The organism is Acidovorax delafieldii, from assembly GCF_007993815.1.
GTDB lineage: Bacteria > Pseudomonadota > Gammaproteobacteria > Burkholderiales > Burkholderiaceae_C > Acidovorax > Acidovorax delafieldii.
Map to the genome: position 1 here is coordinate 248,191 of NZ_VJWE01000014.1, position 19,315 is coordinate 267,505.

Genomic DNA, 19,315 nt, shown 5'->3' on the forward strand with positions numbered 1-19,315 from the left:
CCCTTGCGGCTGCGGGCTGAATCGGCGGGACGGCAAGCGAAGATCGCGCCATTCGGGATGCAGTGCCAGGCGCAAGGCACAGCGATACCTTGACGGTATCGCGAGCACTTGCAACGCAGCAATGCGCCCGAATGGCGCAAGAAGCGCATGCCTGTCCCGCCGATTCAGCGCGCTAAAGCCTTTCCAACTTCGTTGGTTCCTTGCGCTGCGCCACTTTGTGGTACTTGCTCGCCCGCGCGCTCGGTCACCTCGGCCAGGCGGGCCGCCAGTTGCTCGGGCACATCGGCGCCAATACCCAAGTGGATGCCCTGTGTGAGGGTGATATGGGCCGCTTCAAACGTGCCCGCACCGGCACACAAAATGGTGCGCGAAGGCGCGCTTTCGTGCGCCAGCACCAGCATGGCGGGCACCACGGCCTCGGGCTTCAGGGCGTCCAGCACCTCCTGGGGCATCAGGCCCTCGGTCATGCGCGTGGCGGCCGTGGGGGCCAGGGCGTTCACGTGGATGTTGTACTTGGCGCCTTCGATGGCCAGGGTCTGCATCAGCCCCACCTGGGCCAGCTTGGCTGCGCCGTAGTTGGCCTGGCCAAAGTTGCCGTACAGGCCGGTGGAGGATGTCGTCATGACGATGCGGCCGTACTGCTGGGCCACCATGTGCGGCCATACGGCCTTGCAGCAGTTGGCGGCGCCCATCAGGTGCACGTCCACCACCAGGCGGAAGTCGGCCATGTCCATCTTGGCGAACGACTTGTCGCGCAGGATGCCTGCGTTGTTGACCAAGATGTCCACCCGGCCCCAGGCGTCGATGGCCTGCTGCACCATGGCCTCGACGGCCGCAAAGTCGGTGACCGACGCGCCATTGGCCAGCGCCTCGCCGCCTGCGGCGCGGATCTCGTCGACCACGGCCTGCGCGGCCGTCACCGTGCCGCCGCTGCCGTCCACCGCGCCGCCCAGGTCATTGACCAGCACCTTGGCGCCGCGCTGGGCCAGCGCCAATGCATGCTGGCGGCCCAGGCCACCGCCTGCGCCCGTCACGATGGCCACGCGGCCTTGGAAATCAATACCCATGGTGAAGGTTCTCCTGTTGTCTTGGTCGATGAATGTGTGGAACGCAAAAACCCCTGGCACCTCACCGCAGGTGCGGATGCCGCGCGCTGCACTGTAAGCCACTGCGAGGCCCGTGCGCGTTGCGCAGGCGACTGGATATGGCACCAACCCATTCCAGGGCCAGAACATAGCGCGCGGTAACGCGGCACATTGGGAATAATGGGTAGCTGCGCAGGTCCCCAAGAGTGGCTGGCGCATCCCTCCTTCACTCATTTTTTGATAGCTGCTAGCGCTTGCAGTACTAGCGCTACCGGCCACTTTGACCCAAGGATCTCCCATGAAAGCCATCTGGAACGGCGTAGTGCTTGCCGAAAGCGATGACACGGTGGTGGTGGAAGGCAACCACTACTTTCCCGAAAGCGCGCTGCACCGCGACTACTTCACGTTCAGCAACCACAAGACCACCTGCGCCTGGAAGGGCCAGGCCAGCTACCTGTCGCTGCTGGTCAACGGCGAGATGAACACCGACGCTGCGTGGTTCTATGCCGACCCCAAGCCCGAGGCCGCTGAGATCAAGGGCCGCGTCGCGTTCTGGAAGGGTGTGAAGGTCACGGCCTGAAACGGCCTGCCAGCACGCTCAGCAGGTTATCCCTGCGCGCGCTGGACAATCATGTGGATAAGTTTTGGCAAGTCCTGTATGACAACGCCAAGTGCTTGATTTGCAAGGGAATGCACTGCATTGCCTCATTTTTAGGCAATTTACAAAATCGTGGTGCGGGTTATCCCAACAGGCACTGGACAATGGTGTGGATAACCTTGGATAAGCCTTGCATGACACGTTTAAGTGCTTGATTTACAAGGATTATCCTTGTGTCGCTCAAAAAATAGGCACTCACAACCCGCTGTGGGTGGACCGTATCCACCGCCCCACGGAAGGCTCCAAAACCCCTGGTTATCCCTGTCCGCACTGGACAATCTTGTGGATAACTGTGAACAAGCCTTGTATGACAGTCTTAAGTCATTGATTTACAAGGCAACTTCTTGTGCCGCTGAAAAAACAGGCAGCACGGGTGGGTAAATCGTCTGCGGTACAGTGCACGTCGGCCCCTGGTTGGCCGCTCTTTATTTCATAGCTGCCCCCGCATGATCCACTGGCGCTAGCGGCCATAAACACTCCATCTACCAGTGTCCACCACGTACCTTCAGCACAGTCCCGCCGCAGAGCGCAACCAGGGGCCCATCCTGGCGCAGCTGCTGGCGTTGCTGCCCAACACCGGCGCCGCGCTGGAGATTGCCAGTGGCACCGGCCAGCATGCCGCGCACTTTGCAGCCGCCCTGCCCAGCTGGACCTGGCAGCCCACCGACCTGCAGGACACTCACTTCGCCTCCATCACCGGCTGGGCCGCGCAGGCCGGTGCCCGCAACGTGCAGGTGCCCCGGCGGCTGGACGTGCTGCACGACCAGTGGCCCAGCGACGGCCCGGCATTCGGCGCCGCGTCGTTCGAGCTGGTCTACTGCGCCAACATGCTGCACATCGCCCCCTGGGCCTGCTGCACCGGGCTGATGCAGGGCGCCGCCCGCCACCTGGCGCCGGACGGCCACTTGGTCACCTACGGCCCCTACCTGGAAGACGGCGTGCCCACCGCCCCCGGCAACCTGGCCTTTGACGCCAGCCTGCGCGCGCAAGACGCCGCCTGGGGCATCCGCCGCATCGAAGACGTGATGGCGGTGGCCGCCCAGGCCGACCTGCAACTGGCCGCGCGACACGCGATGCCCGCCAACAACCTGCTGCTGGTGTGGACCCACGCCGCCCACCAACCCTGAAGAGACACGTCCATGACGACACCCACCGCCGCCCCCTTCTTCATCGCCAAGGTCGAGCCCGATGGCACCCAGTGCGACGCCTGGCCCGAGCAGCCGCTGCTGCTGTCCATGGAGCAAGGCGGCATCGACTGGCCCAGCTCCTGCCGCAACGGCACCTGCCGCACCTGCCTGGGCCAGCTGGTCGAAGGCACGGTGCGCTACGCCATCGAATGGCCAGGCCTCACGGCCGAAGAAAAGGAAGAAGGTTGCGTGTTGCCCTGCGTGGCCTACCCCACGTCGGACGTGGTGCTGCAGGGCAGCGCCATCTGATCTGCGTCAGGCACCGCGCCTTTCAAACACCAAGCAGGCCCCGGTGCACTAAAATCCAGGGCTTTGGGGGCACGATGCCCCTTTGACGTGCGGCAGCGCCGCATCGCATGTTCTTTGGGGCGGTTTCTTGGAGGCACCACAGTTGCCTTCGGCCACGGGGACCTGTGCTGCAGCACACCGCCAGCTGGCAACCGCCAGAGGCTCCACAGAAAGCCCCGACCTTCCATGAACACCCCCCTCACCCCCGTGCCGATCTCGCCCGTCGAGGACATCGTGGCCGAGATGCGCGCCGGGCGCATCGTCATCCTGGTGGATGAAGAAGACCGCGAAAACGAAGGCGACCTCGTCCTGGCCGCCGACCATGTGACGCCCGAGGCCATCAACTTCATGGCCCGCTTCGGCCGGGGCCTGATCTGCCTGACATTGAGCCGCGAGCGCTGCGAGTTCCTCAAGCTGCCGCCCATGGCAGCGCGCAACGGCACGGTGTACAGCACGGCGTTCACCGTCTCCATCGAAGCCGCCGAGGGCGTGACCACCGGCATCTCGGCCGCCGACCGCGCCCGCACCGTGCAGGTGGCGGTGGACCGCAACAGCCAGCCCAGCGACCTGGTGCAGCCCGGCCACATCTTCCCGCTGCAGGCGGTGGACGGCGGCGTGCTGATGCGCGCCGGCCATACCGAAGCCGGTTGCGACCTGGCCGCCATGGCGGGCTGCAGCCCCGCATCGGTGATCTGCGAGATCATGAAGGACGACGGCACCATGGCCCGCCTGCCCGATCTGCAGCTGTTTGCCGCCGAGCACGGCCTCAAGATCGGCACCATCGCGGACCTCATCGAATACCGCAGCCGCAACGAGTCGCTGGTCGAAAAGGTCGGCACGCGCACACTGCAGACGGCGTATGGCGAGTTCACCGCCCATGCCTTCCGCGACAAGCCCAGCCAGGCCGTGCACCTGGCACTGGTCAAGGGCCAGTGGAGCGCCGACGACGTGGTGCCCGTGCGTGTGCACGAGCCGCTGTCGGTGTTCGATGCGCTCGAAGTCAACCGCTCCATGCACTCCTGGGGCCTGGACACCAGCCTGCAATACCTGGCCAAACAAGGCAAGGGCGTGGCCGTGCTGCTCAATTGTGGCGAAAGCGCCTCCCAGCTGCTGGCGCAGTTTGAAGGCACCGCCCGCTCCGCCCAGGCGCCCGAGCGCGGCCGCATGGACCTGCGTACCTACGGCGTGGGCGCGCAGATCCTGCGCGAATGCGGCGTGCACAAGATGGCCCTGATGGGCCAGCCACGCCGCATGCCCAGCATGACAGGCTACGGCCTCGAAATCACCGGCTTCATCCCCAAAGAATAAAGACAGGAACAGGATCACTATGTTTGGCGCAGACAAAGGCACCGCAGACAAACTGGACGGCAAGAAGCTGCACATCGGCATCGTACAGGCCCGTTTCAACGAGAGCATCACCAACACCCTGGCTGCTGCCTGCCGCGCAGAGCTGCTGGCCCTGGGCGTGCAGGAAAAGCACATCAAGCATGTGCTGGTGCCCGGCGCGCTCGAAGTGCCCGTGGCCCTGCAGGCCATGGCCGAGAGCGACGAGTACGACGCGCTGATCGCGCTGGGCTGCATCATCCGCGGCGAGACCTACCACTTCGAGCTGGTGGCCAACGAATCCGGCGCGGGCGTCACGCGCCTGTCGCTGGACTACCAGATCCCGATTGCCAACGCCATCATCACCACCGAGAACATGGAACAGGCCATCGCCCGCCAGACCGACAAGGGCGTGGACGCGGCCCGCGTGGCGGTGGAAATGGCCAACCTGCTGGACGAACTGTCATGAGCGAAAACACCCCTACGCCATCGTCGGCACGTCCGCCCAAGCAAACCCGCACCGGCCTCAAAAGCACGGGCACCCGCAAGGCCGCCTCCAAGTCCAACCGCAGCCGTGCGCGCGAATTTGCGCTGCAGGCGCTGTACCAGCACCTGGTGGGCGGCAACGACGCTACTGCCATCGATGCGTTCACGCGCGACCTGGCGGGCTTCCACAAGGCTGACTCGGCGCACTACGACGCGCTGCTGCATGGCTGCATCGAGCATGCCGCCAGCATGGACGCATTGATCACCCCATTGCTGGACCGCAAGATGGCCGAGATCTCGCCCATCGAACACGCCACCATGTGGATCGGCGTGTACGAGTTCCAGAACTGCCTGGATGTGCCCTGGCGCGTGGTGCTCAACGAATGCATCGAACTCGCCAAGGAATTTGGCGGCACGGACGGCCACAAGTACGTGAACGCCGTGCTCAACGGCCTGGCCCCCCAACTGCGCGCCGTGGAAGTGGCAGCCGACAAGGCCGCAGGCGCGGGCGCTGCCTGACCTGCCACCGCCCCGCTGCCGCCCTGCCCGTTGAAGCGGGGCGGCTTGGTTTCTTTTCTCTCTACGCCCTCACGCCACCACGTCCACAAGGGGCCCGGTCGGGGCAGGATGCCATTCCATGAAGTTTTCCACGCGCGCCGAGCGCATTGAACCGTTCTATGTGATGGAGGTCGCCAAGGCCGCGCAGGCCCTGGCCCGCGAGGTGGCGGGCACGCGCGAACCGATGATCTTCTTGAACATCGGCGAGCCCGACTTCACCGCCCCGCCCCTGGTGCAGGAAGCCGCCGCCCGCGCCGTGCACAACGGCGCCACCCAGTACACCAACGCGCTGGGGCTGGATGCGCTGCGCGAGCGCATCAGCGGCTGGTACCAGAGCCGCTTTGGCGTCAACGTGCCTGCGCGCCGCATCGTGGTCACCGCCGGTGCATCGGCCGCGCTGCAGCTGGCGTGCCTGGCGCTCATCGAGTCGGGCGACGAAATTTTGATGCCCGACCCGAGCTACCCCTGCAACCGCCACTTTGTGAGCGCCGCAGAAGGCAAGGCCGTGCTGCTGCCCACCACGGCGGCAGAGCGCTACCAGCTGAGCGCCGACAAGGTGCGTGCGGCATGGAATGAAAAAACGCGCGGCGTGCTGCTGGCCTCGCCGTCCAACCCCACCGGCACCTCGATAGCGCCCGACGAGCTGCGCCGCATCCATGACGTGGTGCGGTCGCACGACGGCATCACGATGATCGACGAGATCTACCTGGGCCTGTCGTACGAGGAAGAGTTTGGCCACACCGCACTCGCCATCGACGACAACATCATCAGCATCAACAGCTTCAGCAAATACTTCAACATGACCGGCTGGCGCCTGGGCTGGATGGTGGTGCCCGAGGCCATGGTGCCGGTGGTCGAGCGCCTGGCGCAGAACCTGTTCATCTGCGCCAGCACCGTGTCGCAGCATGCAGCGCTGGCCTGCTTCGAGACCGAGAGCATTGCCGAATACGAACGCCGCCGCGCCGAGTTCAAGGCGCGGCGCGACTTCTTCATCCCCGCGCTGCAGTCGCTGGGTCTGAATGTGCCCGTGATGCCAGATGGCGCCTTCTATGCCTGGGCCGACTGCACGCAGGCCGCGCAGCGCCTGGGCGTGAGCGGCAGCTGGGACTTTGCGTTTGAGCTGATGCGCCGCGCGCACATTGCCGTGACACCGGGGCGCGACTTTGGCACGGCCGAGCCCGAGCGCTTCATCCGCTTCTCCACCGCCAACTCCATGGCGCAATTGCAGGAGTCCGTGGAGCGGCTGCGCAAGCTGCTCGGATGACCAAGGCGAGCGACCCCACGATGGCGTTTGAATTTCCGATCCGGATTTACTGGGAGGACACCGATGCCGGTGGCATCGTGTTCTACGCCAACTACCTCAAGTTCTTCGAGCGCGCGCGCACCGAATGGCTGCGGTCGCTGGGTGTGGGCCAACAGCAGTTGCGGGAACAAACCGGCGGCATGTTTGTCGTAACCGACGCGCAGCTGCGCTACCACCGCCCTGCGCGGCTGGACGATGAACTGATTGTTACCGCCGCCCTGCGAAGCAGTGGCCGCGCATCGTTGACAATAGTGCAGCAGGCGCTCCTGAAACCAGAGCAGATGACCGACCAGCCCCCGACCTTGCTGACCGAAGGCACCATCCGCATCGGATGGGTGGATGCCGCCACCCTGCGCCCCGCCAGAATTCCAAGCACCCTCCTGGAACAACTCACACCATGAATTCCCAAAACATGTCCATCATCTCCCTGGTGCTGCACGCCAGCTGGGTGGTGCAACTCGTGATGCTGCTGCTGCTGGGCGTGTCGGTGGCCAGTTGGGCCGCCATCTTCCGCAAGCTGTTTGCCTTGAAGCGCGTGAAGACACTGAACGAGGATTTCGAGCGCGAGTTCTGGTCGGGTACCAGCCTGAACGACCTGTACGCAGCGGCCGCCCAGAACGCCAAGCAGGCCGGCCCCATGGAACGCATTTTTGCCAGCGGCATGCGTGAGTACCAGAAACTGCGCGAGCGCCGCATCACCGACCCGGGCACCTTGCTGGACGGCGCCCGCCGCGCGATGCGTGCCAGCTTCCAGCGTGAGATGGATGTGGTCGAGTCGAGCCTTTCCTTCCTGGCATCGGTCGGCTCCGTATCGCCGTATGTGGGCCTGTTCGGCACCGTGTGGGGCATCATGCACGCCTTCACCGGCTTTGCAGGCATGGAACAGGTCACGCTCGCTACCGTGGCCCCTGGCATCGCCGAGGCGCTGGTCGCCACCGCCATCGGCCTGTTCTCGGCCATCCCGGCCGTGATCGCCTACAACCGCTTTGCACGGGACATTGACCGCGTGGCCACGCACCAGGAGACCTTCATCGAAGAGTTCTCCAACATCCTGCAGCGCAACCTGGGCGCCCAGCCCGCGTCCACAGGCCACACGGCCTCGGGCCACTGATCCGGGAGGCGCCCCATGCCCGCCATGGCATCCCGCGGCCGAGGCCGCCGCACCATCAACGAGATCAACATGGTCCCGTTCATTGACGTCATGCTGGTGCTGCTCATCATCTTCATGGTGACGGCGCCCATGCTCACACCCGGCGTGGTCGACGTGCCCAGCGTGGGCAAGAGCAAGAACATGCCCAAGGTGGTGGCCCAGGTCATCGTCAACAAGGACGGCACGCTGCAGTTCAAGACCCCCGAAGCCACGCGCAGCCTGAACCAGCGGGAGATTGGCGATGCCGCCAGCCGCTGGCAAAAGGGCCAGGGGCCCGAGAGCGCCGTGGTCATCAGCGCCGACAAGGGCGTGCAGTACGAAACCGTGGTGAAGGCGATGGACGCCCTGCAAAAGGCAGGCGTGCAACGCGTAGGCCTGTCGGTCAAGCAAGGCGGTTGAACCGAACCCGCCCGGCACCGCTCAGACGCCCATGCACGCCCACACCGACCGCGACCAGTTTGCCCCGCCCCGTCCACCGGCGCGCCTGCGCGCCATCACGCTGGCGGTGCTGGTGCATGCAGTGCTGATCGGCGCGTTGACCTGGGGTGTGAACTGGAAGAACACGGCCGACCAGCCCGCCGTAGAAGCTGAGTTGTGGGCCGCCGTGCCCACCCAGGCTGCGCCCCGCGCCGTGGAGCCCCCACCGCCCCCGCCACCACCGCCTGTGCAGCAGGTCACCCCTCCCCCGCCCCCTGCCCCCCCAGTGCGTGCGGCCGAGCCGCCCGATACGCGCGAGGCGGACATCGCCATCGAGCGCGAGAAAAAGCGCCTGGAGCAGGAAAAGAAAGCCCGCGAGCAACAGCAGCTGCGTGAAAAGCGCGAGCGTGAGCGCAAGGAAGAAGAACGCCGCGACCGCCTGGAGCAGGAGAAAAAAGAGCGCCTGCAAAAAGAACGCGACAAAGAAAAGGAACAGCGCGAAAAGCAGCTGGCCGAACAGAAAAAGGCCGAGCAGGACAAGCAGAAGAAGCTGGCGGAAGACAAACGCAAGGCCGACGAGGCCGCCAAGCGCAAGGCAGAAACCGAGGCCAAGCAACTGGCCGAACAGCGCGAAGCCAACCTGCGCCGCATTCAGGGCATGGCAGGAGCCACAGGGGGCGAGAACGCCACGGGCAAAGACAAGGAGAGTCGCAGCCCCTCGGGCAGCTACGGAGACAAGGTCGCGGCCAAGGTCAAGCCCAACATCGTGTATCCAGACGCCATCTCGGGCAACCCGCGCGCCGAGGTGGAAGTGCGGCTGTCACCCGACGGCACCATTGTGGGCAAGCGGCTGGTGCAGTCCAGCGGCAACAAGGCCTGGGACGACGCGGTGCTGCGGGCCCTGGACAAGACCGAGACACTGCCGCGCGATGTGGACGGGCGCGTGCCGCCCTCCCTCACCATCGGCTTCAGGCCCCAGGACTGAGCGGGCCCCGAGCCCCGCCCTCACGGGGCTTGCACTTCTGCCGTGGTCCCTCGCCTCGTTGCTGAGGCGCTGCTGGAGCCCACGCCGCAGCAACGCTGACCGCCTGCGTCTGAGCCCTTGTGGCAGTGTGCCCCGGTACGATGGACTGAGCCGTGGATTGCAAGCCCCCCAAAGCAAAGCGCCCGGCAGAACCGGGCGCTTTTTGAGCCTTTTATGCTGGTAGCGCTAGTGGAATATGCGCTACAAGCTATACATTCGATAGCAATTCGCCGGCATGCATCAGCGGTCACGCCGCTCCATGCGGCGGTTCAGGTTCAGCGCGCCCAGCGTGCAGGCCACACCCGACAGCAGATACACCGTCACTGCCAGCAGACCGAACTGCGATGACAGATACAGGGCCACCAGCGGTGCGAAGGCTGCACCAATGATCCAGGCCAGGTCGGCCGACAGGGCGGCGCCGGTGTAGCGATACTGCGGCGAGAAGTTGGCCGTGACCGTGCCCGATGCCTGGCCGTACGACAGGCCCAGCAACACAAAGCCCAGCAACAGGAACATGGTGCTACCCACCTCGCCGGTGTTGAGCAACACCGGCGCCATAAAGCTGAACACGCCAATCAGCACGGCCATGCCGCCCAGCAGCTTGCGGCGGCCCAGGTGGTCCGACAGCCAGCCCGACACCATGATGGCGCCCGCCGCGAGGAACGCGCCGACGATCTGCACGCCCAGGATCTGGGTGACAGGCTGGTCGGAGTACAGCGTGATCCATGACAGCGGGAAAACCGTGACCAGGTGGAACAGTGCAAAGCTGGCCAGCGCCGCAAAGGCGCCCAGCAACACGTTGCTGCCTTCATCACGCATGACGCGGCTCACAGGCACGGGCTGCAACTCGCGGTCCTTGAGCAGTTCGGAGTACGACTGCCCCACCACCAGACGCAGGCGGGCAAACAGGGCCACCACGTTCACGGCAAAGGCCACAAAAAACGGATAACGCCAGCCCCAGGCCAGAAACTCTTGCACCGTGAGGCTGCTGTACAGGTAGGCAAACAGGCCCGCAGCCAGCACAAAGCCCAGAGGCGCGCCCAGCTGGCCGATCATGGCGTACCAGCCCCGGCGCTCCTTGGGGGCCGACATGGCCAGCAGCGACGGCAAGCCGTCCCACGAACCACCCAGCGCCAAGCCCTGGCCCACACGCAGGATCAGCAACGCCACGATGGCTGTAGTGCCCACATCCTTGTAGCCCGGCAAAAAGGCCATGCCCACCGTGCAGACGCCCAGCACGAACAGCGCAATGGTCAGCTTGGTGCCCCGCCCCCAGCGCCGCTGGATGGCCATGGAGATGGCGGTACCCACCGGGCGGACCACGAAGGCAACGGCCAGCAGCGCAAAGGCCATCAGCGTGCCGTCCAGGCGCGACAGGAAGGGAAACAGGAAGGACGGGAAGACAAGAACGCAGGCGATCCCGAAAACGAAGAAGTCGAAATACTCGGACGAGCGTCCGATGATCACGCCCACAGCGATTTCGCTGGGGGTGACGTCTTCATGCGTATCAGCCCGCGAGAGAGAGGCGGCGCTTTCGTGAAAACCGGCCGCGGGGTAAGTGGCAGTGGCGGGGCTGCTCATGAACATGGCTCCTTGACGTTGTGTAGCTAACTCAGACCATTCCGTTCTACACGCAACTTCTGTGGGCGACAAGTGCGGTTTCACTATGCCAGCTGCAGGAAATGTCCTTCAACGCTCTAATTGCACCAACTTGGTGCAAATACTGCCCGTGCGTTTGACCTTGGACAAAATGTCCAATCGACAAAAAAGCTAGCGCTAGTACATTCGCACACATCCCGTTATCCGCGTTTACCCTGAAACGCATTGATCGCGCTCTACACATGCTCAAACTTCCCCAACTTCGTGGGCCCACCTGGCTGCTCGCCCTGACAGCGCTGGGTAGCCTGGCAGGCTGCAGCAAGGCTGTCGTGCTCAACCCTGCCGGTGACGTCGCTGCCCAGCAGGGCCAGATGGTCATCACCGCCACGCTGCTGATGCTGATCATCATCGTGCCCGTGATCGCGCTCACCCTGCTGTTTGCCTGGAAATACCGCCAGGGCAACACCGAGGCCGAGTACGACCCGGAATGGCACCACTCCACCACGCTGGAGCTGGTGATCTGGACCGTGCCGCTGCTGATCATCATTGCGCTGGGCGCCATCACCTGGATCGGCACCCACAAGCTCGACCCCTACCGTCCCCTGGACCGCATCGACGCGCAGCGCGCCGTCCCCGCCGATGTGAAGCCGCTTGAAGTGCAGGTAGTGGCCATGGACTGGAAGTGGCTGTTCTTCTACCCCGAGCAAGGCATCGCCACCGTGAATGAAGTGGCGGCCCCGGTGGACCGCCCGATCCTGTTCAAGCTGACGGCCACGTCCACCATGAACGCGTTCTACGTGCCAGACCTTGCCGGCATGATCTACGCCATGCCCGGCATGCAGACCGAGCTGAACGCGGTGATCAACAAGCCTGGCGTGTTCAAGGGCATGTCGTCGCACTACAGCGGCGCGGGTTTCTCGGGCATGACGTTCAAGTTCCATGGCCTGAGCAACGAGGACTTTGCCCAGTGGGTGCAAAAAGCCAAGACCGAAGGCAAGCCCCTGGACAAGGGCACCTACCTGAACCTGGTCAAGCCCAGCGAACGTGATCCGGTGCAGCGCTTTGCCTCGGTGGAAGAAGGCCTATATGACAAGGTGCTCAACCGCTGCGTCGAAGACGGAAAGATGTGCATGCACCACATGATGGCCATCGATGCCCTGGGTGGCGACGCTTACATGCGCGCTGCAGGGCTGAACCTGCCCCAGGACGTCTGCACTGTGCAAAACGCCGCCCAGGTGGTGGCCGCACTCGAAACCCGCAACGCACCGGCACCAACGACTGGCGCCAGCATCCGTCAATGAGCACTACTATGTCCTCCGAAACCCTTTCTCCATCCCACTGGGCGCTGGGCCGCCTGAGCTGGGACGCCGTACCGATGGCGCATGAGCCCATCGTGCTGGCCACCTTCATTGCCGTGGTGTTGGGCGGCCTGGTCGTTCTGGCCGGCATCACCAAGTTCCGCCTGTGGGGACCCCTGTGGCGCGACTGGATCTGCAGCATTGACCACAAACGCATCGGCATCATGTACATGATCCTGGGCCTGGTGATGCTGCTGCGCGGCTTTGCCGACGCCGTGATGATGCGCCTGCAGCAGGCCATGGCCTTTGGCGACAACATGGGTTACCTGCCTCCGCACCACTACGACCAGATCTTCACCGCCCACGGCGTGATCATGATCTTCTTCGTGGCGATGCCGCTGGTCACCGGCCTGATGAACTACCTGGTGCCGCTGCAGATCGGCGCGCGCGACGTGTCGTTCCCGTTCCTGAACAACTTCAGCTTCTGGATGACCACGGCCGGCGCCGTGCTGGTGATGGTGTCGCTGTTCCTGGGCGAGTTCTCCACCTCCGGCTGGCTGGCACTGTCCAACCTGGGGGCGCAGAGCCCCAGCACCGGCCTGGACTACTACATCTGGGCGCTGCAGATCGCGGGGGTGGGCACGACGCTCTCGGGCATCAACCTGATCGTGACCATCATCAAGATGCGCGCGCCGGGCATGAGCCTGATGAAGATGCCCGTGTTCACCTGGACCGCCCTGTGCACCAACGCACTGATCGTTGCGTCGTTCCCAGTGCTCACGGCCGCGCTGGTGCTGATGTCACTGGACCGCTATGTCGGCACCAACTTCTTCACCAACGAGCTGGGTGGCAACCCCATGCTCTACGTGAACCTGATCTGGATCTGGGGCCACCCTGAGGTGTACATCCTGGTGCTGCCCGCGTTCGGTGTGTTCTCCGAAGTGGTCGCCACGTTCAGCAAAAAGCGCCTGTTCGGCTACACGTCCATGGTGTATGCCACGGTGTGTATCACCATCCTGTCGTACCTGGTGTGGCTGCACCACTTCTTCACCATGGGTTCGGGTGCCAGCGTGAACACCTTCTTCGGTATCACGACGATGATCATCTCGATCCCCACGGGCGCGAAGATCTTCAACTGGCTGTTCACCATGTACAAGGGCCGCATCCGCTTCGAGCTGCCCATGATGTGGACCGTGGCATTCATGGTCACGTTCGCCATCGGCGGCATGACCGGCGTGCTGCTGGCCGTGCCCCCTGCCGACTTCGTGCTGCACAACAGCCTGTTCCTGATCGCCCACTTCCACAACGTGATCATCGGCGGCGTGGTGTTTGCCATGTTTGCCGGCATCAACTACTGGTACCCCAAGGCGTTTGGCTACAAGCTGGACCGCACCTGGGGCGTGCGCTCCTTCTGGCTGTGGCTGGTGGGCTTCTGGGTGGCGTTCACGCCGCTGTATGTGCTGGGCCTGATGGGTGTCACCCGCCGTGCCAACCACTTCGAAGACCAGTCGCTGCAGATCTGGTTCGTCATCGCTGCCATCGGCGCGGCCATGATTGCCGCCGGCATTGGCTGCTTCCTGATCCAGCTGGTGGTCAGCTTCCTCAAGCGCGAACAACTGCGCGACTGGACGGGCGACCCCTGGGACGGCCGCACGCTGGAATGGGCCACCTCTTCGCCTCCACCCAACTACAACTTCGCCTTCACCCCCGTGGTGCACGAGATCGACGCGTGGTGGGACATGAAGAAGCACGGATACAAGCGTCCTCTGGCGGGCTTCCAGCCCATCCACATGCCTGCCAACACCGGCGCTGGCGTGGTGATCTCGGGGCTGTCGCTGGTGTTCGGCTTTGCACTGATCTGGCACATGTGGCTGCTGGCGGGCGTCTCGTTTGCGGCCGTCGTTCTGGCCGCCATCATCCACACGTTCAACTACAAGCGTGACTTCTACATCCCGGCATCCGAAGTGATCTCCACCGAAGAAGCCCGCACACTCCAACTGGCCCGCCATGTCTGATATCCGCATCCACGCTGGCGCCGCAGCAGGCGCCCTGGCCCCGCGCGAGTACCACCTCGCGCACGAGCCCCATCCTGAAAACGGCACGGCCCTGGGTTTCTGGCTGTACCTGATGAGCGACTGTCTCATCTTTGCAGCACTGTTCGCCACTTACGGCGTGCTGGGCCGCAGCTATGCCGCAGGCCCCACGGGCGCGCAGCTGTTCGACCTGACCCTGGTGGCCATCAACACCGCCTTCCTGCTGCTGTCGTCCATCACCTTCGGTTTTGCCATGCTGCGCAAGCAGCTGGGCGACGTGAAGGGCACGCTGCTGTGGCTGGCGGTCACGGGCGTGTTTGGCCTGTGCTTCCTGGGCCTGGAGCTGTATGAGTTCTCACACCTGCTGCACGAGGGCGCAGGCCCGCAGCGCAGTGCCTTCCTGTCGGCGTTCTTCACGCTGGTGGGCACCCACGGCCTGCACGTCACCTTCGGCCTGATCTGGCTGGTGGTGCTGATGGTCCAGATTGGCAAGCATGGCCTGATCCCCGAGAACAACCGCCGCCTGATGTGCCTGTCCATGTTCTGGCACTTCTTGGACGTGGTCTGGATCGGCGTTTTCACCTTTGTGTATCTGATGGGGGTGCTGTAAATGAGCGCACAACACGCAACACACGCGCACGATGCGCATGGGCATGACGATCACCACCACGACGCAGGCCCCCACAGCACCTTTTCGGGCTATGTGATGGGGTTTGTGTTGTCCGTCATCCTCACGGCCATTCCCTTCTGGCTGGTGATGGCCAAGGTGATTGCGGACCGCAACACGGCTGTGCTGGTGCTGGGCGGCTTCGCCGTGATCCAGATCCTGGTGCACATGGTGTTCTTCCTGCACATGAACGGCAAGATCGAAGGCGGCTGGACGCTGCTGTCCACCATCTTCACCGTGGTGTTCGTGGCCATCGCCATCGCGGGAACCTTGTGGGTGATGTTCCACATGAACGCCAACATGATGCCCGAGCACCCCACGCCCACGCCGCCCACGCACGAGGCGCCAGGACACTCCACGCCCTGATGCCTGCAGCCCCCACCACCATGGCACTGCCGCGCCGGGGGTTGCGCCGCGCAGTCCTGCTGGTGCTGGGCATGGCCCTGTTTCTGGGCTTTGTGTCGCTGGGCACCTGGCAGGTCCAGCGCCGTGCCTGGAAGCTGGACCTCATCGAAAGAGTAGACCAACGGGTGCACGCCGCACCAGCCGCACTGCCCCCTGTGGAGCAATGGTCTGACATCCGTGCCGCACAGCATGAGTACCTGCCGGTGGTCTTTCAGGGCCACTGGCTGCCCGGCAAAACGGTGCTGACGCAGGCGGTCACCGAGCTGGGCGCGGGGTTCTGGGTAATGACTGCCCTGCAACGGGATGACGGTACCCAGGTGCTGGTGAACCTGGGCTTTGTGCCCCAGGAGCAACGCGCCCAATGGCTGGAGGCTCAGCCACCCGCCGATGGCACGGCCACCGTCCAGGGGCTGTTGCGCATGGCAGAGCCGGGCGGCGGCTTTCTGCGCACCAACGACCCGGCGCAACAGCGCTGGTACTCGCGCGACGTGGCGGCCATCAGCAGCGCGCTGGGTCTGACCCGGGCGGCTCCATTTTTTGTGGACGCAGGACTTCCGGGTACCGCAGCGGCGTCTTCAGCCGCCTCCGGCTGGCCCCGCGCTGGCCTGACCGTCATCCGGTTCCACAACAGCCACCTGGTGTACGCCCTGACCTGGTATGGTCTTGCGCTCATGGTTGTCGTTGCCGGCTGGTATGTGGCACGCTATGAGCGCCGCCTGGGCGCACGGGCCACCAGCCGCCTCCCGACCCACGATGAACACCCTCCCACAACGCCCTGACCCTGCGCTGGCCACTGCGCCGCGCAATGCACGTTCCGCCGACGCCGCCGCCGGGATCAAGAACCTCCAGCAACTGATCGAGCTGCGCTGGATTGCAGTGGTGGGCCAGGTGTTCACCATCGAGATGGCGCACTACAGCCTGGGCTTGAAGCTGCCGCTGCAGGAGATGCTGCTCGTGGTCGGCTGCCTGGCGGTCTTCAACGTGGTGAGCCTGCTGCGCCTGCGCACGGGCCGCGCGGTGCGCAATGTGGAGCTGTTTCTGGCGCTGCTGATCGACGTGGCGGTGCTCACGGTACAGCTGTACCTGAGCGGTGGCACCAGCAACCCCTTCGTGTTTTTGTACCTGTTGCAGATCACGCTCGGCGCCGTGCTGCTGCGCGGTGCCTACATCTGGTCCATCGTGATCATCACCGTCCTGTGCTTTGCGGCGCTGGCAGACCACCACCTGCCACTGGCCCTGCCCCAGGATCTGCACCAGGGCCTGTCGAGCCTGTATGTGCTTGGGCTGCTGGTGTGTTTTGTGCTCAACGCCACGCTGGTGATGGTGTTCATCACCCGCATCAACCGCAACCTGCGCGAGCGCGATGCCCGCCTGGCGGCCGCACGCCGGCGCCGCGTGGAAGAAGAGCACATCGTGCGCATGGGCCTGCTGGCGTCGGGGGCCGCACACGAGCTGGGCACACCCCTGTCCACCCTGGCGGTCATCCTGGGCGACTGGCAGCACGACAAGCGGCTGACCAGCAATGCTGCGCTCAAGGAAGACATTGCCGAGATGCAGACGCAGGTACAGCGGTGCAAGAGCATCGTGAGCGGCATCCTGCTGTCGGCGGGTGAAACGCGCGGCGAGGCGTCGGTGCAGACCACTGTGCGCAAGTTTGTCGACGCGCTGGCACAGGAGTGGCGCAGCACTCGTACGATCCCCCAGTTCGACTACGACAACGACTTCGGCACCGACACGCCCATGGTGTCGGACACCACCCTCAAGCAAATGGTTTTCAATGTGCTGGACAATGCACGTGACGCCTCGCCAGGCTGGGTGCGGCTGGCGGTCACGCGCAATGCCGACGCCTTGTGCATGACTGTGACCGATGCCGGCCCCGGCTTTGCACCCGACATGCTGTCCAAGCTTGGTACTCCCTACCAGTCCTCCAAAAACCGCCCCGGCGGTGGTCTGGGCCTGTATCTGGTGCTGAACGTGGCCCGAACCCTGGGCGGCAGCGTGGAGGCGCGCAACCGTTCCGAAGGGGGGGCACAGGTGACCATCGAATTGCCCCTGGCCTCGATTGCGCTCCCCCCGAAGGTATGAATGAACGAAAGAACCCACCGTGGACACTGAAGAAGCGCAACGACAGCTGCTGATCGTCGAGGACGACGAAGCCTTTGCGCGCACGCTGGCCCGCTCGTTTGAACGGCGCGGCTACAGCGTGTTGCAGGCAGCGAGCCTGGCCGACGTAGAGGTGTTGCTGGAGCAGCACCAGCCCGGGTATGCGGTGGTGGACCTCAAGCTCAAGGGAGAGGCCTCAGGCCTGGCCTGCGTGCAGACACTGCACGCCGCTGACGACGAGATGTTGATCGTGGTGCTCACGGGTTTTGCCAGCATTGCCACCGCCGTGGAAGCCGTGAAACTGGGCGCGTGCCACTATCTCGCCAAGCCCTCCAACACCGACGACATTGAAGCTGCATTTGGGCTCAAAGAAGGCAATGCCGAGGTGGAACTGACCAATCGCTCCAGTTCCATCAAGACACTGGAATGGGAACGCATCAACGAGGTACTGGCTGAAACAGGCTTCAACCTGTCAGAGGCCGCGCGGCGCCTGGGTATGCACCGCCGCACCCTCACACGCAAGCTCGAAAAGAAACAGGTGCGTTAGCCGCAACGGCTTTGGACCCGCCCTCCCCTGTTTCGGTGCCGATCCATCTCGCGGGGCGCAATCTGCACGGCCGGTCACGCGCTCCTGCGGCTCCCAAACAGCACTCAGGCAGCCTCAGGCACCGCCTTCAGCATCTGCTGCTCGAAAGCGCGCAAACGCTTGTAGATCGATATCTGTTCCACCACCGTGCTCCAGTTCAGCACCAGAAACTGGAACGACTCCAGCACCTTGTCAAAGGCCCGGGCAATCTGCTGCATCACCCCCAGGGTGATCACCCCCGCGATCAGCGTGGGGCCCAAAGCCACCAGGGGCACCAGCACACTCACCTGCAGGTAAGACCACTTCACCACATCGAAGTACAGGTAGTGGAAAAACAGCCGGAAGTAATTGCGGCGCACGCCCGCGAACAGCTCAGCCGCCGTGGGCGGAGAAGCCCGGTTCGGGTCGTCCTCGCCCAGCACCAGCTCCTTGCGGGACGCCGCCTCCACCCGCTGGTTGTGAAACTCCAGCCCCGGTAGCTTCACACCCACGCAGGCCAGCAGCAGCGTGCCCCCCAATGACCAGGCCAGCGCGACCCAGACCAGGGAATGCGGAACGGCACCGATGAGGGGCAGCGCAGTGACTTTGTCGGACAGCGTCCAGAGCACCGGCAGAAAGGCCCCGAGCGTCATGAGGCTGCGCATGAAACTCAGGCCCAGATCTTCCATCGTGCGGGCGAAACGCATGGTGTCCTCCTGCACACGCTGTGCCGCACCCTCGATGTGCCGCAGGCGTGGCCAGGCCGCCATGTAATGCTCATTCATCGCCTGCCGCCAACGAAAGATGTAGTGTTTGCTGAAAAAATCCGCCAGCACCGCCGTCGTCACATAGATCATGGCAATGCGCGCGAAGGTTGAAAGCTGTCCCCAGAACTGCTCTGCGGTGATGCTGCCAGGCTTACCCAGAGCCTCCTGTATGAGATCGTAAAAGCTGCCGAACCAGTCGTTGATCTGCACGTCCAGCTGCACACGGTAAGCCGTGGCCAGAAGAATGACGAGAGAACCCAAGATGGACCAGGCCCACCAGCGGCGGGCGAAAAAGAAGGACTTGAACATCGTAGTGCCGTGTTGGAATGGTTCTGCGAATTCTGAGTGCCACACGCAATGATCGTTCCGCAGTAAACAATGCCACTGATCGCCTGCCGC

Annotated in this window: 21 protein-coding genes; 18 read left to right on the forward strand and 3 right to left on the reverse strand. The window is 64.1% G+C overall.

Going from position 1 to position 19,315, the window contains the following annotated elements:
• Nucleotides 1–164: 164 nt before the first annotated feature.
• Nucleotides 165–1,067, reverse strand: a complete 903-nt coding sequence (locus ATF69_RS15150) for an SDR family oxidoreductase (protein ID WP_146871484.1) — start codon at nucleotides 1,065–1,067, stop codon at nucleotides 165–167.
• Nucleotides 1,068–1,383: 316 nt separating this feature from the next.
• On the opposite strand from ATF69_RS15150, the gene ATF69_RS15155 reads away from it, so the two are divergent.
• The 11 genes from ATF69_RS15155 to tolA all read left to right on the forward strand — a co-directional run bounded on the left by ATF69_RS15155 (nucleotide 1,384) and on the right by tolA (nucleotide 9,440).
• Complete coding sequence (locus tag ATF69_RS15155; RefSeq protein WP_146871485.1) at nucleotides 1,384–1,665, forward strand: DUF427 domain-containing protein; 282 nt, start codon at nucleotides 1,384–1,386, stop codon at nucleotides 1,663–1,665.
• Nucleotides 1,666–2,231: 566 nt separating this feature from the next.
• Nucleotides 2,232–2,870 (forward strand): DUF938 domain-containing protein, encoded by a 639-nt coding sequence (locus tag ATF69_RS15160; protein ID WP_146871486.1) that lies wholly within the window; start codon nucleotides 2,232–2,234, stop codon nucleotides 2,868–2,870.
• A gap of 12 nt (nucleotides 2,871–2,882) precedes the next feature.
• Nucleotides 2,883–3,179, forward strand: coding sequence for a 2Fe-2S iron-sulfur cluster-binding protein (locus tag ATF69_RS15165; protein ID WP_056064834.1), 297 nt, complete (start codon nucleotides 2,883–2,885; stop codon nucleotides 3,177–3,179).
• A gap of 225 nt (nucleotides 3,180–3,404) precedes the next feature.
• Nucleotides 3,405–4,526, forward strand: coding sequence for a bifunctional 3,4-dihydroxy-2-butanone-4-phosphate synthase/GTP cyclohydrolase II (gene ribBA / locus ATF69_RS15170; RefSeq protein ID WP_099730764.1), 1,122 nt, complete (start codon nucleotides 3,405–3,407; stop codon nucleotides 4,524–4,526).
• 19 nt (nucleotides 4,527–4,545) lie between these two features.
• Nucleotides 4,546–5,010, forward strand: a complete 465-nt coding sequence (gene ribH, locus ATF69_RS15175) for a 6,7-dimethyl-8-ribityllumazine synthase (RefSeq protein ID WP_056064840.1) — start codon at nucleotides 4,546–4,548, stop codon at nucleotides 5,008–5,010.
• The gene (gene nusB / locus ATF69_RS15180; protein WP_056064843.1) at nucleotides 5,007–5,546 is read left to right on the forward strand and encodes a transcription antitermination factor NusB; all 540 of its coding nucleotides are present in this window, start codon (nucleotides 5,007–5,009) and stop codon (nucleotides 5,544–5,546) included. The genes ribH and nusB overlap by 4 nt, the downstream gene beginning before the upstream one ends.
• 118 nt (nucleotides 5,547–5,664) lie before the next feature.
• A complete protein-coding gene (locus tag ATF69_RS15185; protein ID WP_146871487.1) occupies nucleotides 5,665–6,849 on the forward strand; it encodes a pyridoxal phosphate-dependent aminotransferase in 1,185 nt (394 codons plus the stop codon).
• 20 nt (nucleotides 6,850–6,869) lie between these two features.
• Complete coding sequence (ybgC, locus tag ATF69_RS15190) at nucleotides 6,870–7,289, forward strand: tol-pal system-associated acyl-CoA thioesterase (protein ID WP_146871574.1); 420 nt, start codon at nucleotides 6,870–6,872, stop codon at nucleotides 7,287–7,289.
• Nucleotides 7,286–7,999, forward strand: a complete 714-nt coding sequence (gene tolQ, locus ATF69_RS15195) for a protein TolQ (RefSeq protein WP_015015035.1) — start codon at nucleotides 7,286–7,288, stop codon at nucleotides 7,997–7,999. The genes ybgC and tolQ overlap by 4 nt, the downstream gene beginning before the upstream one ends.
• A gap of 15 nt (nucleotides 8,000–8,014) precedes the next feature.
• On the forward strand, nucleotides 8,015–8,437 hold the full coding sequence (locus tag ATF69_RS15200; RefSeq protein ID WP_056064849.1) for an ExbD/TolR family protein: 423 nt from the start codon (nucleotides 8,015–8,017) through the stop codon (nucleotides 8,435–8,437).
• 31 nt (nucleotides 8,438–8,468) lie between these two features.
• The gene (gene tolA, locus ATF69_RS15205; RefSeq protein ID WP_146871488.1) at nucleotides 8,469–9,440 is read left to right on the forward strand and encodes a cell envelope integrity protein TolA; all 972 of its coding nucleotides are present in this window, start codon (nucleotides 8,469–8,471) and stop codon (nucleotides 9,438–9,440) included.
• 279 nt (nucleotides 9,441–9,719) lie between these two features.
• On the opposite strand, the gene ATF69_RS15210 is transcribed toward tolA, so the two are convergent.
• Nucleotides 9,720–11,060: an MFS transporter gene (locus tag ATF69_RS15210; protein WP_056065185.1), complete on the reverse strand. Its 1,341-nt coding sequence runs from the start codon at nucleotides 11,058–11,060 to the stop codon at nucleotides 9,720–9,722.
• A 260-nt stretch (nucleotides 11,061–11,320) separates the two neighbouring features.
• On the opposite strand from ATF69_RS15210, the gene cyoA reads away from it, so the two are divergent.
• From cyoA to ATF69_RS15245, 7 genes are read left to right on the forward strand one after another with little or no spacing between them, the layout of a single operon-like run.
• Nucleotides 11,321–12,379 carry a ubiquinol oxidase subunit II gene (cyoA, locus tag ATF69_RS15215; RefSeq protein ID WP_116747559.1) on the forward strand — a complete coding sequence of 353 codons (1,059 nt, stop codon included), beginning with the start codon at nucleotides 11,321–11,323 and terminating at the stop codon, nucleotides 12,377–12,379.
• A gap of 8 nt (nucleotides 12,380–12,387) precedes the next feature.
• Nucleotides 12,388–14,391, forward strand: a complete 2,004-nt coding sequence (cyoB, locus tag ATF69_RS15220) for a cytochrome o ubiquinol oxidase subunit I (RefSeq protein ID WP_056064859.1) — start codon at nucleotides 12,388–12,390, stop codon at nucleotides 14,389–14,391.
• Entirely contained in the window at nucleotides 14,384–15,019 is a 636-nt protein-coding gene (gene cyoC, locus ATF69_RS15225; RefSeq protein ID WP_015015041.1) for a cytochrome o ubiquinol oxidase subunit III, read from the forward strand. Before cyoB ends, cyoC begins: the two co-directional genes overlap by 8 nt.
• Nucleotides 15,020–15,442, forward strand: a complete 423-nt coding sequence (cyoD, locus tag ATF69_RS15230; protein ID WP_056064862.1) for a cytochrome o ubiquinol oxidase subunit IV — start codon at nucleotides 15,020–15,022, stop codon at nucleotides 15,440–15,442.
• Nucleotides 15,442–16,260, forward strand: coding sequence for an SURF1 family protein (locus tag ATF69_RS15235; protein WP_146871489.1), 819 nt, complete (start codon nucleotides 15,442–15,444; stop codon nucleotides 16,258–16,260). The genes cyoD and ATF69_RS15235 overlap by 1 nt, the downstream gene beginning before the upstream one ends.
• On the forward strand, nucleotides 16,235–17,566 hold the full coding sequence (locus ATF69_RS15240) for an ATP-binding protein (protein WP_146871490.1): 1,332 nt from the start codon (nucleotides 16,235–16,237) through the stop codon (nucleotides 17,564–17,566). The genes ATF69_RS15235 and ATF69_RS15240 overlap by 26 nt, the downstream gene beginning before the upstream one ends.
• A gap of 19 nt (nucleotides 17,567–17,585) precedes the next feature.
• A complete protein-coding gene (locus ATF69_RS15245) occupies nucleotides 17,586–18,131 on the forward strand; it encodes a response regulator transcription factor (RefSeq protein ID WP_056064872.1) in 546 nt (181 codons plus the stop codon).
• Nucleotides 18,132–18,235: 104 nt separating this feature from the next.
• Here the strand turns inward: ATF69_RS15245 and ATF69_RS15250 are convergent, their stop codons facing one another.
• Complete coding sequence (locus ATF69_RS15250) at nucleotides 18,236–19,225, reverse strand: putative transporter (protein WP_146871491.1); 990 nt, start codon at nucleotides 19,223–19,225, stop codon at nucleotides 18,236–18,238.
• Between the last annotated feature and the right edge of the window lie 90 nt (nucleotides 19,226–19,315).

What these genes read in the sequence shown, in the direction of transcription:
- nusB (WP_056064843.1), top strand. Translation starts at nt 5,007, where the DNA reads ATGAGCGAAAACACCCCTACGCCATCGTCGGCACGTCCGCCCAAGCAA.
- ATF69_RS15150 (WP_146871484.1), bottom strand. Translation starts at nt 1,067, where the DNA reads ATGGGTATTGATTTCCAAGGCCGCGTGGCCATCGTGACGGGCGCAGGC.
- ATF69_RS15185 (WP_146871487.1), top strand. Translation starts at nt 5,665, where the DNA reads ATGAAGTTTTCCACGCGCGCCGAGCGCATTGAACCGTTCTATGTGATG.
- ATF69_RS15235 (WP_146871489.1), top strand. Translation starts at nt 15,442, where the DNA reads ATGCCTGCAGCCCCCACCACCATGGCACTGCCGCGCCGGGGGTTGCGC.
- ribBA (WP_099730764.1), top strand. Translation starts at nt 3,405, where the DNA reads ATGAACACCCCCCTCACCCCCGTGCCGATCTCGCCCGTCGAGGACATC.
- ATF69_RS15210 (WP_056065185.1), bottom strand. Translation starts at nt 11,060, where the DNA reads ATGAGCAGCCCCGCCACTGCCACTTACCCCGCGGCCGGTTTTCACGAA.
- tolQ (WP_015015035.1), top strand. Translation starts at nt 7,286, where the DNA reads ATGAATTCCCAAAACATGTCCATCATCTCCCTGGTGCTGCACGCCAGC.
- ATF69_RS15200 (WP_056064849.1), top strand. Translation starts at nt 8,015, where the DNA reads ATGCCCGCCATGGCATCCCGCGGCCGAGGCCGCCGCACCATCAACGAG.
- ATF69_RS15155 (WP_146871485.1), top strand. Translation starts at nt 1,384, where the DNA reads ATGAAAGCCATCTGGAACGGCGTAGTGCTTGCCGAAAGCGATGACACG.
- ribH (WP_056064840.1), top strand. Translation starts at nt 4,546, where the DNA reads ATGTTTGGCGCAGACAAAGGCACCGCAGACAAACTGGACGGCAAGAAG.
- ATF69_RS15165 (WP_056064834.1), top strand. Translation starts at nt 2,883, where the DNA reads ATGACGACACCCACCGCCGCCCCCTTCTTCATCGCCAAGGTCGAGCCC.
- cyoA (WP_116747559.1), top strand. Translation starts at nt 11,321, where the DNA reads ATGCTCAAACTTCCCCAACTTCGTGGGCCCACCTGGCTGCTCGCCCTG.
- cyoC (WP_015015041.1), top strand. Translation starts at nt 14,384, where the DNA reads ATGTCTGATATCCGCATCCACGCTGGCGCCGCAGCAGGCGCCCTGGCC.
- cyoD (WP_056064862.1), top strand. Translation starts at nt 15,020, where the DNA reads ATGAGCGCACAACACGCAACACACGCGCACGATGCGCATGGGCATGAC.
- cyoB (WP_056064859.1), top strand. Translation starts at nt 12,388, where the DNA reads ATGTCCTCCGAAACCCTTTCTCCATCCCACTGGGCGCTGGGCCGCCTG.
- tolA (WP_146871488.1), top strand. Translation starts at nt 8,469, where the DNA reads ATGCACGCCCACACCGACCGCGACCAGTTTGCCCCGCCCCGTCCACCG.
- ATF69_RS15240 (WP_146871490.1), top strand. Translation starts at nt 16,235, where the DNA reads ATGAACACCCTCCCACAACGCCCTGACCCTGCGCTGGCCACTGCGCCG.
- ybgC (WP_146871574.1), top strand. Translation starts at nt 6,870, where the DNA reads ATGGCGTTTGAATTTCCGATCCGGATTTACTGGGAGGACACCGATGCC.
- ATF69_RS15250 (WP_146871491.1), bottom strand. Translation starts at nt 19,225, where the DNA reads ATGTTCAAGTCCTTCTTTTTCGCCCGCCGCTGGTGGGCCTGGTCCATC.